At 46.2% G+C, this 14,250-nt stretch carries 16 protein-coding genes; 13 read left to right on the plus strand and 3 right to left on the minus strand.

Annotation, left to right across the window (positions count from 1 at the left end; genetic code table 11):
• Positions 1-17: 17 nt before the first annotated feature.
• The 11 genes from OH459_RS20720 to mgtE all read left to right on the plus strand — a co-directional run bounded on the left by OH459_RS20720 (position 18) and on the right by mgtE (position 8,802).
• A complete protein-coding gene (locus OH459_RS20720; protein WP_005444395.1) occupies positions 18-983 on the plus strand; it encodes a calcium/sodium antiporter in 966 nt (321 codons plus the stop codon).
• Positions 984-1,018: 35 nt separating this feature from the next.
• A complete protein-coding gene (gene kdsD / locus OH459_RS20725) occupies positions 1,019-1,990 on the plus strand; it encodes an arabinose-5-phosphate isomerase KdsD (RefSeq protein ID WP_009698804.1) in 972 nt (323 codons plus the stop codon).
• A 90-nt stretch (positions 1,991-2,080) separates the two neighbouring features.
• On the plus strand, positions 2,081-2,644 hold the full coding sequence (lptC, locus tag OH459_RS20730; protein ID WP_005444391.1) for an LPS export ABC transporter periplasmic protein LptC: 564 nt from the start codon (positions 2,081-2,083) through the stop codon (positions 2,642-2,644).
• Positions 2,625-3,119 carry a lipopolysaccharide transport periplasmic protein LptA gene (gene lptA / locus OH459_RS20735; RefSeq protein ID WP_005444389.1) on the plus strand — a complete coding sequence of 165 codons (495 nt, stop codon included), beginning with the start codon at positions 2,625-2,627 and terminating at the stop codon, positions 3,117-3,119. Before lptC ends, lptA begins: the two co-directional genes overlap by 20 nt.
• A gap of 1 nt (position 3,120) precedes the next feature.
• Complete coding sequence (gene lptB / locus OH459_RS20740) at positions 3,121-3,846, plus strand: LPS export ABC transporter ATP-binding protein (protein WP_005444387.1); 726 nt, start codon at positions 3,121-3,123, stop codon at positions 3,844-3,846.
• A 50-nt stretch (positions 3,847-3,896) separates the two neighbouring features.
• Positions 3,897-5,363, plus strand: a complete 1,467-nt coding sequence (locus OH459_RS20745) for an RNA polymerase factor sigma-54 (protein WP_269988476.1) — start codon at positions 3,897-3,899, stop codon at positions 5,361-5,363.
• 24 nt (positions 5,364-5,387) lie between these two features.
• On the plus strand, positions 5,388-5,675 hold the full coding sequence (hpf, locus tag OH459_RS20750; RefSeq protein ID WP_005444384.1) for a ribosome hibernation promoting factor: 288 nt from the start codon (positions 5,388-5,390) through the stop codon (positions 5,673-5,675).
• A 2-nt stretch (positions 5,676-5,677) separates the two neighbouring features.
• Positions 5,678-6,124, plus strand: a complete 447-nt coding sequence (gene ptsN, locus OH459_RS20755) for a PTS IIA-like nitrogen regulatory protein PtsN (protein ID WP_005444382.1) — start codon at positions 5,678-5,680, stop codon at positions 6,122-6,124.
• Positions 6,125-6,138: 14 nt separating this feature from the next.
• Positions 6,139-7,002: an RNase adapter RapZ gene (gene rapZ, locus OH459_RS20760; RefSeq protein ID WP_005444380.1), complete on the plus strand. Its 864-nt coding sequence runs from the start codon at positions 6,139-6,141 to the stop codon at positions 7,000-7,002.
• A gap of 2 nt (positions 7,003-7,004) precedes the next feature.
• Positions 7,005-7,280, plus strand: coding sequence for an HPr family phosphocarrier protein (locus OH459_RS20765; RefSeq protein ID WP_005442213.1), 276 nt, complete (start codon positions 7,005-7,007; stop codon positions 7,278-7,280).
• 166 nt (positions 7,281-7,446) lie between these two features.
• Positions 7,447-8,802, plus strand: a complete 1,356-nt coding sequence (gene mgtE / locus OH459_RS20770; protein ID WP_005444378.1) for a magnesium transporter — start codon at positions 7,447-7,449, stop codon at positions 8,800-8,802.
• Positions 8,803-8,885: 83 nt separating this feature from the next.
• Here the strand turns inward: mgtE and pmbA are convergent, their stop codons facing one another.
• Positions 8,886-10,229: a metalloprotease PmbA gene (gene pmbA, locus OH459_RS20775; RefSeq protein ID WP_005444376.1), complete on the minus strand. Its 1,344-nt coding sequence runs from the start codon at positions 10,227-10,229 to the stop codon at positions 8,886-8,888.
• Positions 10,230-10,339: 110 nt separating this feature from the next.
• Between pmbA and yjgA the strand changes: the two genes are divergently transcribed.
• Positions 10,340-10,864, plus strand: coding sequence for a ribosome biogenesis factor YjgA (gene yjgA / locus OH459_RS20780; RefSeq protein WP_005444375.1), 525 nt, complete (start codon positions 10,340-10,342; stop codon positions 10,862-10,864).
• Positions 10,865-10,929: 65 nt separating this feature from the next.
• On the opposite strand, the gene OH459_RS20785 is transcribed toward yjgA, so the two are convergent.
• Together OH459_RS20785 and rluA are read right to left on the minus strand one after the other, a co-directional pair.
• Entirely contained in the window at positions 10,930-11,892 is a 963-nt protein-coding gene (locus OH459_RS20785; protein WP_269988483.1) for a D-2-hydroxyacid dehydrogenase, read from the minus strand.
• Between the two features lie 32 nt (positions 11,893-11,924).
• Positions 11,925-12,677 (minus strand): bifunctional tRNA pseudouridine(32) synthase/23S rRNA pseudouridine(746) synthase RluA, encoded by a 753-nt coding sequence (rluA, locus tag OH459_RS20790; RefSeq protein ID WP_009698808.1) that lies wholly within the window; start codon positions 12,675-12,677, stop codon positions 11,925-11,927.
• Positions 12,678-12,915: 238 nt separating this feature from the next.
• On the opposite strand from rluA, the gene OH459_RS20795 reads away from it, so the two are divergent.
• A complete protein-coding gene (locus OH459_RS20795) occupies positions 12,916-14,181 on the plus strand; it encodes an NRAMP family divalent metal transporter (RefSeq protein ID WP_269988486.1) in 1,266 nt (421 codons plus the stop codon).
• Positions 14,182-14,250 lie beyond the last annotated feature (69 nt).

Genomic DNA, 14,250 nt, shown 5'->3' on the forward strand with positions numbered 1-14,250 from the left:
ATTACTTAGGAATCATCATGCTCGAAGCCGTTGCGTTGCTTATCGTCGGTCTTGTTTTACTTGTTTGGAGTGCAGATAAACTTGTTTTTGGCTCTGCTGCTCTGGCCCGCAACGTCGGTATTTCACCTTTAGTGATCGGTATGACAATCCTAGCAATGGGTTCATCTGCGCCGGAAATGATGGTTTCGGCGACAGCAGCATGGGATGGAAAAACCGATACTGCCGTTGGTAACGTATTGGGTTCCAACATTGCCAACATTGCTTTAATCCTAGGTATTACAGCGCTTATTAAGCCCCTTTCTATCAGTTCTGCAGTTATTCGCCGTGAACTGCCTTTGATGATAGCAGTAACCGTACTGGCGGGTATTTTGCTATGGGATAGCCATTTAGGTTTTTACGAAGGCGTGCTGCTGTTCATTCTGTTTGGTGGTTTCTTGTTTGCAATGTTGCAAATTAGCCGTAAAGAACAAAAAGCGGGTGATGCGTTTGTTGAAGATCAAGAGTCTGAAGTACCAGAAGGCGTGAGCAACTCAAAAGCAGTGATGTGGGTAGTGATCGGTCTGATACTGCTTCCTTTGGCAGCAAGTATGTTGGTAGATAACGCCGTGATCATTGCGAAGTACTTTGGCATGAGTGACCTCGTAATCGGTTTAACCATTATTGCCATTGGTACTAGTCTTCCTGAACTGGCAGCTTCTCTTGCTGGTGTTCTAAAGGGCGAAGACGATATGGCAGTTGGTAACATCATCGGCTCAAACGTATTCAACATTCTTGCGGTAATGGGTCTACCGGGCATTATTAATCCATCAATGCTAAGCGAATATGCAATGGGGCGTGATTTCTGGGTAATGCTGGGTGTATCTCTACTACTTGTAGCGATGTGCTTGGGTAAATCTCGTAGCATCAACCGCATTGAAGGTGGCATTTTGTTTGTGTGTTTCTTGGCTTACCAAGTTTACCTATTCGCAAACATGGCTGCTTAATAACATAATAAGTAAAGACAAATTGGAGCACTGATATGTCCACTCAATTTGATTTTCGCGCTGCTGCTAAACAAGTACTCGATATCGAAGTGAAAGCACTACAACAGCTAGACCAATACTTTGATGCGCAGTTTGAGCAAGCTTGCGAATTGATTCTTTCCAACAACGGCAAGGTTGTCGTGATGGGTATGGGCAAGTCAGGTCACATTGGCAACAAGATTGCCGCTACGCTTGCAAGCACAGGTACCTCTGCATTTTTCGTTCACCCAGGTGAAGCGGCTCACGGTGATCTCGGTATGATCAGTGCTGGCGACATTGTTATCGCCATTTCAAACTCAGGTGAATCGCATGAGATTTTATCTCTGTTCCCTGTTTTGAAACGCTTGAACATTAAGATCATCAGTATGACAGGTAAGCCGGAATCTAACATGGCGAAACTGTCCGATCTCCACTTGCAAATTACTGTACCAAAAGAAGCTTGTCCGCTTGGTCTTGCTCCAACCAGCAGCACCACGGCAACGTTGGTTATGGGCGATGCACTGGCAGTTGCACTTCTCCAAGCTCGAGGGTTCTCTGCAGAAGATTTTGCGTTATCACATCCAGGTGGCGCACTGGGAAGAAAATTGCTGCTTAAGCTGTCTGATATTATGCACTTTGGTAATTCGCTACCAAAAGTGTCACCAGATGCTTTAATTCGTGACGCACTGCTTGAGATTTCGGAAAAAGGCTTAGGCATGACCGCTATCGTCGATGAGCACGATGCTATGCTTGGTATATTCACTGATGGCGATTTACGTCGTACGTTAGATAAACGCATTGATATCCATACCACAGCCATTGGTGATGTGATGACGAAAAATCCAACTACCGCCCATCCTGAGATGCTGGCAGTAGAAGGCTTAAACCTGATGCAAGACAAAAACATCAATGCTCTGATCTTGTGTGATGACAATAAAATTGTCGGCGCACTGAATATGCATGATTTATTAAAGGCTGGCGTGATGTAATATTGCGTCACCAAAAAGACTTAACGATTGATTTAACAGATTAAGGCAATGGTCAGGGAAGTACTGAGCTAAGATAAAGGCCTTTATTTTATGAGTTTTACTCGCCTTATTTATTTGCTCTTGATTTTTGTTGTTGCGTGGTGCGGTTATTACCTCATGACGCCAAAAAGCAATGAAAATATCCAAGTAGCACCAAATTTAGAACTGCCTATGTTCAGTGGTACTGGACTAGAAAACATCACTTATGGTGAAGATGGTGTCCGCAGTTACATCATCCGTTCCACTAATTTGGATCATTATGCCAAAAGTGGAGACACGATATTTAAGAGCCCAACACTCATGGTGTACCGCGAAGGTAGTGTGGTTGAGTGGAAGGTGACTGCAACCAGAGCAGTCTTAGATGAAGACCAAATTCTGACGCTGTACGACAACGTGCTAATGCAAAACCTTTTGCCTGGTGCAAGTTTCGATACCATGGCGACAGACAAATTGGTGATTAATCTAACCAATCGTGATTTTAAAGCCGATCAACAAGTGATGTTGGTTGGACCGCAATTTGAAACTACTGGGGGCGCAATGCAGGGCAACTTAAAGGCTCACACTGCGACTCTAACTGATGAAGTTCAAGGTCGATATGAAACCGTTACACCTTAGCCTATTGGCATTGGTTTTAGCAGCGCCACAAGCGTTAGCACTTAAGTCGGATACACAACAGCCGGTTTACATTAATTCAGACACTCAACAAGTGGACATGAAGAGTAATCAGGTGATCTTCAAAGGGGATGTATCGCTTAAGCAAGGTAGCATCAATATCGATGCTGATAGAATCGTGGTGACTCGCGATCCTAAAACCGAGTCTATCAAACAGATCCAAGCATTTGGCAAACCAGCTACCTTTTCTCAGTTAATGGACGATGGCAAAACGCTCAGTGGTCAGGCGACTGAGTTAGACTACCGTATTTCTACTGATGAATTGACCATGAAAGGTCAAGCGCAACTGGCTCAAGACGGAAACACCATCAAAGGTTCGTCAATTCGTTACCAAATTGGTCAACAGAAGCTAGTCGCTGACAGCTCGAAGGATGAGCGCGTAACAACCATCCTGCAACCGAACCAAGTCGAGAACTAATATGGCAGTACTAAGTGCAAAGAACCTTGCTAAAAGCTACAAAAAACGCAAGGTGGTAACTGATGTAAGCCTTGAAGTAGAGTCTGGTCAGATTGTTGGTCTATTGGGTCCTAACGGTGCGGGTAAAACCACATCGTTTTATATGATCGTTGGCTTGGTACCACGTGACGAAGGCACCATTACAATCGACAACCAAGACATCAGTATTCTGCCGATGCATAGCCGCTCTCGTATGGGTATCGGTTACCTGCCACAGGAAGCCTCCATCTTCCGTAAGCTGTCGGTTGAAGACAACATCATGGCGGTTCTGGAAACTCGTCAAGAGTTAACGCGAGAAGAGCGTCAAGATAAGCTGGAAGATTTGTTAGAAGAATTCCACATACAGCACATACGCACCAGTGCGGGTATGGCACTATCGGGTGGTGAGCGCCGCCGTGTAGAAATCGCGCGAGCACTAGCTGCTAACCCTCAGTTCATTTTGCTGGATGAACCATTTGCGGGTGTTGACCCTATTTCGGTTAACGACATCAAAAAAATCATCGAACACCTGCGCGATCGCGGTCTTGGTGTACTAATCACTGACCACAACGTTCGTGAAACCTTGGACGTATGTGAAAAAGCCTATATCGTAAGCCAAGGACATCTCATCGCATCGGGAACTCCGGATGAAGTTCTCAATAACGAGCAGGTGAAACAAGTTTATCTCGGCGAACAATTCCGTCTATGATTACATTAGGAACGGTAAGATTCTGAGCATTACAAGGTAAGTAACACTGAATGAAACCTTCATTACAACTCAAGCTAGGTCAACAGTTAGCCATGACGCCGCAGCTGCAACAAGCCATCCGTTTGTTGCAATTGTCGACGCTCGATCTTCAACAAGAAATTCAAGAAGCGCTGGATTCCAACCCGCTATTGGAAGTTGAAGAAGGTCACGATGAACCTCAAGTAAATGGTGAAGATAAGTCAGCATCCGAAGCCGCTGAAGCCAGTGCCAACGACACCTCTGAACCCGATCTTCCAGACAGTTCAGACGTAATTGAAAAATCTGAAATCAGTTCTGAACTAGAAATCGATACCACCTGGGATGACGTTTACAGCGCTAACACTGGCAGTACAGGTCTAGCGCTTGATGACGACATGCCGGTCTACCAAGGTGAAACCACTGAATCACTGCATGATTACCTCATGTGGCAATTAGATCTCACGCCTTTCAGTGAAACAGACCGCACCATCGCACTCGCGATCATCGATGCTGTCGATGATTATGGCTACCTCACTCTTTCTCCTGAAGAAATCCATGAGAGCTTCAATAATGAGGAAGTCGAGTTAGATGAAATCGAAGCAGTGCGTAAGCGTATTCAACAATTTGACCCGCTTGGTGTTGCATCCCGCAACCTACAAGAATGTTTACTGCTGCAATTAGCGACCTTCCCAGAAGATACGCCGTGGCTAGCAGAAGCGAAAATGGTATTGAGCGATCATATCGATCACCTTGGTAATCGCGACTACAAGCTAGTCATCAAAGAGACTAAGCTTAAAGAAGGTGACCTGCGTGAAGTCTTGAAGCTAATTCAACAACTTGATCCTCGCCCAGGCAGTCGCATCACACCGGATGACACTGAATACGTCATTCCAGATGTGTCCGTATTTAAAGATCATGGTAAGTGGACCGTATCCATTAACCCTGACAGCATTCCAAAACTAAAAGTAAATCAACAATATGCGCAGCTAGGCAAAGGCAACAGTGCGGATAGCCAGTACATTCGCAGCAATTTGCAAGAGGCAAAATGGCTGATTAAGAGCCTAGAAAGCAGAAACGAGACGCTTCTCAAAGTTGCAAGATGTATTGTTGAACATCAACAAGATTTCTTCGAGTATGGTGAAGAAGCCATGAAACCAATGGTACTAAACGATGTAGCATTGGCAGTGGACATGCATGAATCAACGATTTCTCGTGTGACAACGCAGAAGTTCATGCACACACCACGTGGCATTTTTGAATTGAAGTACTTCTTCTCTAGCCATGTTAGTACAGACAATGGTGGAGAATGTTCGTCCACAGCAATTCGTGCTCTCATCAAGAAACTGGTCGCAGCGGAAAATACCGCTAAACCTTTAAGTGATAGCAAGATTGCTGCTCTTCTGGCTGACCAAGGGATTCAAGTCGCAAGACGAACGATTGCGAAATATCGCGAATCCTTGGGTATCGCCCCTTCAAGTCAGCGTAAACGCCTACTTTAAGGCACCAACTGAAAAGGAAAGTCTATGCAAATCAATATTCAAGGCCATCACGTTGATCTTACCGATTCAATGCAAGACTATGTTCAATCTAAGTTTCAGAAGCTCGAAAGGTTCTTCGACCACATTAACCAAGTTCACGTGGTACTAAAAGTTGAAAAACTCGACCAAATAGCGGAAGCTACACTCCACATAAATCAAGGCGAAATCCACGCGTCATCGAACGACGAAAATATGTATGCAGCAATTGACTCGCTGGTGGATAAATTAGTTCGTCAACTTAACAAGCACAAAGAAAAACTAAACAGTCATTAATCATGCAACTGAGCGAGATACTGTCACTGGACTGCACCAAAAGTGCAGTCCATTGTACAAGTAAGAAACGTGCCCTAGAGATGATCAGTCAAATTGTTGCTGAGAACACGGGTCAAGATTCTACGGAACTGTTTGAGTGTATGCTCAGCAGAGAAAAAATGGGTAGTACTGGTATCGGTAACGGTATTGCTATCCCCCACGCAAGAATGCAATCAAGCGACAAAGCCATCGCGGTGTTACTTCAATGTGACGAGGCGATTGAGTTTGATGCTATCGACAATCGACCTGTCGACCTTCTTTTTGCTCTCCTTGTTCCAGAAGAACAGTGCAAAGAGCACCTCAAAACATTATCCTCTATGGCAGAGCGCCTAAGCGACAAGCAAGTACTTAAGAGCTTGCGTAACGCTCAGAGCGATGAAGAACTCTACGACATTATGATTCATCAGTAATCAGGACGATCACCATGCGATTAATCGTTGTTAGTGGGCACTCTGGTGCCGGGAAGAGTGTTGCTTTACGTGTGCTTGAGGACTTGGGCTACTATTGTGTAGACAACCTACCAGTTAACTTGCTTGATGCGTTTGTTCAATCGGTTTCCGATAGCAAACAGAACGTGGCAGTAAGTATCGATATTCGCAATATCCCTAAGAAACTCAAAGAACTGAACACCACACTTGAAAAGCTAAAAGCTGAACTGGATGTGACAGTACTTTTCTTAGACGCCAACAAAGAAACCCTACTCAAGCGCTACAGCGAAACTCGTCGAATCCACCCACTGTCACTTGGCAGCCAGTCGCTTTCTCTTGATCAAGCTATCGAACTTGAGCATGACATCCTAATGCCGCTAAAAGCCCATGCAGACTTAGTATTGAACAGTAGTGGTCAATCTCTTCATGACCTTAGCGAAACGGTACGCATGCGAGTTGAAGGCAGGGAACGCAAAGACTTGGTGATGGTGTTTGAATCATTTGGTTTCAAGTACGGCTTACCATCAGACGCGGATTACGTGTTCGATGTACGCTTCCTACCAAACCCACACTGGGAGCCAGCACTGCGCCCTCTCACTGGTTTAGACGCTCCAATCGGTGCTTTTTTGGAGCAGCATCAGTCTGTACTTGACCTGAAATACCAAATTGAGAGCTTCATTGAGACTTGGTTACCTCTACTAGAGAAAAACAACCGCAGCTACCTTACAGTTGCGATTGGTTGTACTGGTGGCAAGCACCGCTCGGTTTATCTCACTCAAAAAATCGGTGAGTTCTTTGCTGATAAAGGACACCAAGTACAAATTCGCCACACTTCATTGGAAAAGAACGTTAAGGAATAACGGTGGAAATAAGTCGTAAAGTACTGATCCAAAACCGCTTAGGGTTGCACGCTCGTGCTGCGGTTAAACTGGTTGAGCTGGCGCAAAGCTTCGATGCGGTGATCACCATCGACAACGAAGAAGACAAAACCGCGACCGCAGACAGCGTCATGGGGTTGTTGATGCTGGAATCCGCCCAAGGACAATACGTGACTATCCACGCAACTGGCGACCAATCCGAGCAAGCTCTTGATGCAGTTTGCCATTTGATTGAAGATAAGTTTGATGAAGGCGAGTGATTCACTCGCTTTTTTATTATCTATAGCCAGATATCCCACATAACTTTCACCTCTTGCTTAAATTCCGATAAATAATTTTGTCGACTTTCATAAGTTGTTATTAAAAGGTGCCTAGAATTAAGTTATTATTCAAAGCATTGTAAATATCAGGAATTAGGAGGAATGAATGGCAGAGCAAATAGAATTCGACCAAGCTCACCAAGCCCTCCAAGAAGTCACTGAAGCACTGGAAAACGGTCGCTTCGTCCATGTTCGTCGCCAACTGCAGGACATGGAACCTGAGGATATCGCCCACCTTTTAGAAGCTTCGCCGCGTAAAAGTCGTGAGGTTCTTTGGCAACTTACCGACCCAGAAGATTACGGTGAGATTCTTGACGAGCTGAACGAAGACGTTAAAGACAGTCTTGTGTCCAAAATGGCTCCCGAAGCGCTTGCAGAAGCGACGGAAGGCATGGACACCGATGACGTGGCTTACGTCCTACGTAGCTTGCCTGACGACGTCTCACGCGAAGTTCTGTCTCAGATGGATTCAGCGGATCGTCTACGCGTGGAAACCGCCCTATCCTACCCTGAGGATACCGCGGGTGGACTGATGAACACCGACGTAATCACCATTCGTGGTGACGTTGATGTGGATGTAGTCCTGCGTTATTTGCGTATGAAAGGCGAACTGCCTGAAGCAACTGACGCACTATACGTGATTGATGATGACAGCAAACTGATTGGTGAACTACCGATCACCACGCTGATCACCACGCAACCTGATGTCAAAGTCAGTGAAGTGATGGAAGATGCGGATGATGCGATTACTGTTGATACTAGCGACTCTGACGTAGCAAGCCTGTTTGAACGTCGTAACTGGGTATCAGCTCCGGTTGTGGATGAAAACCAGCATCTTGTCGGTCGTATCACCATCGATGACGTAGTCGACGTTATCCGTGAAGACGCTGAACACTCAATGATGAGTATGGCGGGTATGGACGACGACGAAGATACCTTCGCGCCTGTGGTAAAGTCTGCTCGTAAACGTAGTATTTGGCTTGGTGCCAACGTACTTGCTGCACTGGCAGCCGCTTCAGTGTCCAACATGTTTGAAGCCACACTCGATCAAATGGCTGCGATTGCTGTCCTAATGACGATCGTGCCTTCAATGGGTGGTGTAGCAGGTAACCAAACCGTTGCACTTGTAATCCGTGGCTTAGCTCTCGGTCATATCGGTGACTCGAACAAACGTGAACTGTTGATGAAAGAGGCGGCTATCGGCTTGCTAAACGGCATCATGTGGGCGCTGATCATCGGTGGTATTGTGGTTGCATGGAAAGGAAACTGGATGCTTGGTGGGATTATCTCGGCAGCCATGCTAACCAACCTGCTTGTGGCTGGTATTGCGGGCGTTACCATTCCAATCCTACTCAAGAAAATGAACATCGATCCAGCCCTCGCTGGTGGTATGGCTCTGACCACAGTAACGGACGTAATTGGTCTATCAGTCTTCCTCGGTCTCGCAACCTTAATGATTTAAGCTGTGTAGCGAACCGCCAATAACGAGCAATAAAAAAGCCTGATGAACACATCAGGCTTTTTCGTATCTAGCGGTTAGCAAGCTTATTCACCAGCAACCTTCATGGTATCCAACAAAATAGAACCAGTTTGGATTTGCGAGCGTGTTTCTACGTCGCTGCCCACAGCAACAATCTGGTTGAACATGTCTTTCAAGTTACCCGCAATGGTAATTTCAGACACTGGGTATTGGATTTCACCGTTCTCAACCCAGAAACCAGCTGCACCGCGAGAGTAATCGCCAGTTACAACGTTTACGCCTTGACCCATAGTTTCTGTTACTAGTAAACCTGTGCCCAGCTCTTTTAGCATTTGCTCGAAATTTTGACCTGTCGACTTCACATACCAGTTATGGATACCACCAGCGTGACCCGTTGGGTCCATCTTCATCTTGCGAGCGGCATAGCTGGTTAGCAAGTAGGTAGCTAAAACACCATCGGTGATGATTTCACGATCTTGCGTGTAGACACCTTCGCTATCGAATGGGCTTGAAGCTAACCCACGTAGTACGTGCGGACGCTCAGAAATGTTGAACCACTCCGGCAATACTTGCTTACCAAGGTGATCCAATAGGAAAGAAGATTTGCGGTACAGGTTACCACCGCTGATTGCCATCACTAGGTGACCAATCAAGCCTGTCGCTACGTCCGCAGCAAACATCACTGGGTATTTGCCCGTCTTAAGCTTTTGCGCGTCAAGGCGACTGATGGTTTTCTCTGCCGCTTTGCGGCCAACCATTTCTGGTGACCAAAGATCGTCACGATGGCGCGCAACGGTATAGCTGTAATCGCGTTCCATCTCGCCGTTTTGACCCACGCCAATCACACAACAGCTAGTGCTATGGCGGCTTGATGCGTAACTTGCTAACAAGCCATGGCTGTTACCGTAAACCTTAACGCCGTAGTGGCTGTCGTAGCTCGCACCATCGCTTTGCTTAATAGCGTCGCTGTAGTTCAGCGCTTCTTTTTCAGCTGCGATAGCGACCTGCGCTGCGTAGTCTGGATCAGGAGCATCTGGGTGGAAAAGGTCTAAGTCTGGCACCTCTTTCACCATGTATTCTTTTGGAGCAGGACCTGCGAACGGGTCTTCTGATGTGTATTGAGCGATGTCTAGTGCTGCTAGAACGGTTTGCTCAATAGCAGCTTCGCTCAAGTCAGATGTGGAAGCACTGCCTTTACGTTGACCACGGTAGACAGTAATGCCTAGTGCGCCATCGCTGTTGAATTCAACGTTTTCCACGTCACCCATGCGAGTGGAAACACTCAAACCCGTACTCTTGGTGATTGCGACTTCAGCGGCATCAGACTTCGCCGCAGCGATTTCTAGTGCACGTGAAACGGCTTGTTCTAGCTCGGTACGTTGCTCAGCAACCTGCTGTTTAATATCCATTGTCTTTCACATCATGTATTCGATGCACAATAGAATAACAAGAATTTCGCTTTCTCCCCACGATTCTTGTTAAAATAGTCATAATATTAATCAAAACACAGGCAACTGAAATGGCACGTAAGAATCAAAAAGCGCCATGGGAACCAGAAGAAGAGATCATCTGGGTTAGTAAATCCGAGATGAAGCGAGACATGGAAGAGCTGCAAAAGCTTGGTGAAGAGCTAGTTGGTCTTAAGCCGGCGGTTCTAGAAAAGTTTCCATTGAGCGAAGAACTGCGCGAAGCGGTTGCTGATGCACAACGCTTTAAAAACGAAGCACGTCGTCGTCAGCTACAACGCATTGGTAAGCTAATGCGCTACGAAGATCCAGAACCAATTCAAGCGGCTCTGGATAAAATCCGCAACAAGCACTCACAAGCGACAGCTGCTCTGCACAAGCTAGAAGCGCTGCGTGACCGCGTTGTGGAAGAAGGCGATAAAGCGATTGATGACGTAATGGAATTGTACCCAGAAGCGGATCGTCAACGTCTACGCCAACTTGCTCGCCAAGCAGCAAAAGAGAAGAAAGCCGGTAAACCAGCAAAATCTTACCGTGAAATCTTCCAAATTCTGAAAGCATTTGAAGAAGAAATGTAATTCAACGCTTAAGAAAGTAAAAAGCAGACCTGTGAGTCTGCTTTTTTCATGCCTATTTTCAGATATTACGCCAAGCGATTGAGGCTTTCACCACGCTCAAAGGCGTTAATATTCTCAATCAAGATCTCAGCCAAACGCTGAATCGATGAGTCACTGCCCCAAGCGACGTGTGGCGTTAACAATAGATTGGGTAAGTGCATATTGGCAATCAACGGATTACTCTCATCGGCGGGCTCTTGGGTAAAGACATCAAACCCTGCACCAGCAATCTCACTTTGTTTTAAGCTATCCACTAAGGCTTGCTCATCTACCAAGCCACCACGTCCGGTATTAATCAAAATTGATGTTGGCTTCATCAGCTTAAGTTCCACTTCGCCAATCAAATTACGTGTTTCATCATTCAATGGACAATGCAGAGTGATGACGTCCGCTTGATTTAGCATTTCAGTAAAAGAGACATAGCCTTCTCGGCACTCGGTTACGCCTTTGCGCTCCGCAAACACCACGTTCATACCTAACGCTTTCGCTAATTGTGCCGTCGCCAGACCTAATGCGCCGCTGCCAACCACCCCCAAAGTGCTACCTGCAACGTCCCCAATTGGATGCGTAAAGAAACAAAACTGTTTATTACGTTGCCACTCGCCTGCGGCAATGTCTTGATGATAACCAAACAAGTTGCGGCGCAAGGCAAAAAGCATCGCAATGACGTGTTCAGGCACCGAGCGAGTCGCATAGCCACGCACGTTGGCGACCGCAACATTGTGCTCAGCGCAATAATTAACATCGACATTATTAAAACCCGTAGCCGCGACAGCAATCATCTTGAGGTTGGGAAGTTGAGAGAGAACGGTTTGGTCGAGCATCACTTTGTTGCTGATCACGATATCTGCATCAGAAAGGCGTTCAACAACTTGCTCAGAAGAAGTCAGATCGTATTCCACCCAATCATGGGCAAAGCTTGGACGAGGAACTTGAATTTGAACGGGAATAGTCGCGCGGTCGAGGAAGACCACTTTAGGCAGTGACATAACAACTCCTTGTTCACTGCCTAAAGGTGAATTTATGGACGTGGCAGTGTTTTGTAATCTGGTAATTTACGCGCTGGGTCGAAATAGTCAAAGATCATCGCTTCCGCTTCCGGGTAAAAATCACAAGGAACAAAAATGCTGCGCAGCCAATGGCATTTCGGATGGTAAAAGCTCAATTCAGCGGCGTGCAGTTCTAGGCGCTCAGAGAAAGCTTTTGCTTCTTCAGTTGCGTAAAATTCATCCCCCACAATCGGGTGACCTAATGCTTGCATGTGGACACGCAATTGGTGTGAGCGACCAGTGATAGGCAGTAAACGTACAATCGTCGTCTTCGCTCCATCAGGGTGCTCTTCTCGCTTCGCCACTTGGAATAGCGTCTTAGAAGGTTTGCCATCTTCAAAACACACTTTCTGCAGTGGACGGTTAGGCCAATCGCAAATCAGCGGTAGGTCAATCTCACCTTCTTCTTGCTCTACGTGCCCCCAAACTCGTGCATAGTAGATCTTATGCGTCAATCGATATTGAAACTGCTTCTTTAAAGCACTTTCTGCATGTTTGTTCTTCGCCAGAACCATCAAACCGGAAGTCGACATATCCAAACGGTGTACCACTTGAATGTCTGGATACTGCTCAGTGAGGCGACTCCACATACTGTCATAGTGCTCAGCGAGACGGCCCGGCACAGAGAGCAGACCGGATGGCTTATTCACAGCCAATATTTGCTCATCTTCAAAAACGACATCAATCCAAGGATCGGTTGGTGGATTGTACTCAAGCATTGCCATGGGCAGGATCTCTACAGAATAAAAACGCGCTGATTATACCCAAGAGCCCTCAAGATGCATGCACAAAACACGTTTAATTTTATCGCGAACCTGAGTCGATATAACTTTTTGAAATAACAAAAACTAACAAGTCAAACCACTAATAAAAATAAATTCAAACCAAGTTGTAAATTTAAATTGACAACCATACTGGGCATGTTACTTATAGTTTATCGTTGATGAACAAGGACAATAACAAATGGAATCGGCAGTACCAGATCAACCCCAATCCAAAATCTCCCAATTTGTACGCTCGTTGGGTCCCGGCATTCTAATGGCTTCTGCGGCGGTGGGTGGCTCTCACCTCGTTGCTTCAACAAAAGCTGGTGCCATTTATGGCTGGCAACTCGCCGTGCTTATCCTGCTAGTAAACCTTTTTAAATACCCTTTTTTTCGAGCAGGCGTGCAATACACCATGGGCACAGGTAAAACCTTGGTTGAAGGCTACGCTAAGCTTGGTCGCCCCTACCTTTGGTTGTTCTTGTTTCTCAGTTCCGTTTCTGCGGTGATCAATACAGCAGCGCTTCTGATGTTCAGTGCGAGCTTGTTGGGCTACTTCATTCCATTTTCATTGTCGATGGCATCACTCAGTATCATTGTATTGGTCACGTGCTTGGTGATCCTATTCGCTGGTCATTACAAAGCGCTGGATACGCTCTCGAAAGTCATCATGACAGTACTGACTATTGCGACATTACTAGCAGTGGCGATTGCATTTGGTAATCCGGTAGAGCCCGTTGCGAACTTTGACCCCCCTTCTCCTTGGTCAATTGCAGCTATCGGCTTTATCGTTGTAACCATGGGCTGGATGCCAGCACCAATCGAGATCTCTTGTTTGACGTCTGCGTGGCTCAAACGCCAAACTAGCCAACAAGAAGTCACCGCAAAATCTGCGTTGTTTGATTTCAATGTCGGCTATATTGGTACTGCGGTATTGGCTTTGGTGTTTGTATCGCTAGGTGCGTTGATGCTACACGGCTCAGGCATTGAACTTAAGAGCTCTGGCGTAGGCTTCTCCCACCAGCTTGTTGGCTTGTACGCTTCGACCATTGGTGAGTGGTCACGTTACCTAATTGCAGTGATTGCGTTTTTCTGTATCTTCGGTAGTACGATTACGGTGATTGATGGCTACTCACGTGTGATTTCAGACTCTCAGCGCCTGCTGCGTTCACAGCCAAAAACCGATCCGAAAGCGACGTCTGCAATCATGCTGATCGTATCGCTATTGGCTTTAGGTATTGTGGTGTTCTGGGCTTCAGCACTACTACCAATGCTGAACTTTGCCATGGTACTGGCGTTTATGACGACACCGTTCTTTGCACTACTGAACTACATTTTAGTGAGCAAAACCGACTTACCTAAACCATTAGCGCTAGGTCGTAAATTGAAGTGGTTGTCGATTGCTGGCTTGATTTACTTATTCGGCTTCTTAGCGCTGTTTATTTGGTGGAAGTGGCTAATGTAATTGGCTACGAGCGATTAACTGAACCGCTGAGATAAACCAAGCTCAGATAAAGAAAAAGGTCTTCAATTG

Origin of the sequence: Vibrio sp. MM46 (assembly GCF_027587135.1) — a bacterium.
Taxonomy (GTDB): domain Bacteria; phylum Pseudomonadota; class Gammaproteobacteria; order Enterobacterales; family Vibrionaceae; genus Vibrio; species Vibrio harveyi.